We start from the raw sequence: 1,786 nt of genomic DNA on the forward strand, positions 1-1,786 counted from the left end.
ATTACAAGCACAGCTATCCGCACTCGTGGCGCTCGAAAGCCAAAATCATCTATCGCTGCACCCCGCAATGGTTCGCGGCGATGGATCGCCCGATTGAACCCCTCCCCTTCAGGGGAGGGGTTGGGGAGGGGCTTAAGACACTCCGCCAAGCCGCCGTTCAAGCCATCGCCGAAACCCGCTTTGTCCCCGAAAAGGGCCGCAACCGCATCGGCTCGATGGTCGAGGGGCGACCCGACTGGGTGCTCAGTCGTCAGCGCGCATGGGGGGTGCCGATCACGCTGTTCGTCAACCGCAACAGCGGCGCTTACCTCACCGACGCCGCCGTCAACGCGCGGATCGTCGCCGCGTTCCGCGCTGAGGGCGTCGATGCGTGGGAGGCCGCCCGCGCGCAGGAATATCTGGGCGATGCCTACCGCGCCGACGATTACGAGCAGGTCTTCGACATCCTCGACGTCTGGTTCGACAGCGGCTGCACCCATGTGTTCACGCTCGAGAGCGGCAAATGGCCCGAATTGAGCTGGCCCGCCGATCTCTACCTTGAGGGCAGCGACCAGCATCGCGGCTGGTTTCAATCCTCGCTGCTCGAAAGCTGCGGCACGCGCGGCCGCGCGCCGTATGACGCGGTGCTGACCCACGGTTTCACCATGGACGCCAAGGGCCGCAAAATGTCGAAGAGCGAGGGCAACACCATCGACCCGCTCAAAATTATGGAAACCAGCGGCGCCGACATCATCCGGCTGTGGGCATTGAGCGTCGATTATACCGAGGACCACCGCATCGGCGATGAAATCCTCAAGGGCGTTTCCGATCAATATCGCAAGCTTCGCAACACCTTCCGTTATATGCTGGGCGCGCTCGACGGGTTTGATGAGGAACAGAAAAAAATAGGGACAGTCCCTATTTATGAGGAGCTGCCCGAGCTCGAGCGTTATGTGCTGCATCTGCTCAGCGACATGGACGCGAAGCTGCGGGCGGCGACCGACAGCTTCGATTTCAATACCTATGTCCGCCTGCTCAGCGACTTTGCCAACGAAGACCTCAGCGCCTTCTTCTTCGACATCCGCAAAGACTGCCTCTATTGCGACGCGCCATCATCGCCCAAACGCCGCGCTTACCGGACGGTGCTCGACACGCTGTTCCACGCGCTGGTCCGCTATGCCGCGCCGGTTCTGGTGTTCACCGCCGAGGAAGTGTGGGCCACGCGCTTTCCCGATGCAGGCTCGGTGCATTTGCTGGAGTGGCCGGAATTGCCCAACCTTGGTCCTTCCCACGCAGGTCGGGACCCAGACGCGCCACAAGGACTGGATCCCGGCCTTCGCCGGGATGACGAATTGGTGGAGAAGTGGACGCGCCTAAGAGAGTTTCGTGCGAGTGTGACCGAAGCCATTGAGCCTTTGCGGCGAGAGAAGGCTATCGGTTCTAGCCTTGAGGCCGAAGGTCAATGCCTGGTGTCAGATCCGCGACTTTTGGTTGATGCCAGTGAAGTTGATTTTGCCGAACTATGTATCGTGCAGAGCATATCTGTCGCGGAGCATGAAATGAAGCGAGCGGCAGCTATTGATACAATCCTCCCGCCACTATTTCGTTTCACGCGCACCACCCACCACAAATGCGGGCGTTGCTGGCGGCATTTGCCCGAAGTGGCCGAGGACGGGGCCTTGTGCACCCGGTGCGCGGATGTGGTCGGTGGCTAGTTTTACCTCTCCAAACCCGCCTGCCCTGAGCTTGTCGAAGGGTTGTTTTTTTCTCGAAGTTAGTAACAACAGGGCTTCGACAAGCTCAGGGC

Annotated in this window: 1 protein-coding gene; it reads left to right on the plus strand. The window is 60.4% G+C overall.

All coding sequences use genetic code 11. From position 1 onward, the window contains the following. Nucleotides 1–1,694, plus strand: a 1,694-nt coding sequence (locus ABL922_RS14810) for a class I tRNA ligase family protein (protein WP_349024975.1), incomplete at its 5' end; no start/stop codon positions are given. Between the last annotated feature and the right edge of the window lie 92 nt (nt 1,695–1,786).

It is taken from the genome of Sphingorhabdus sp. (genome assembly GCF_040079335.1).
Classification (GTDB): domain Bacteria; phylum Pseudomonadota; class Alphaproteobacteria; order Sphingomonadales; family Sphingomonadaceae; genus Sphingorhabdus_B.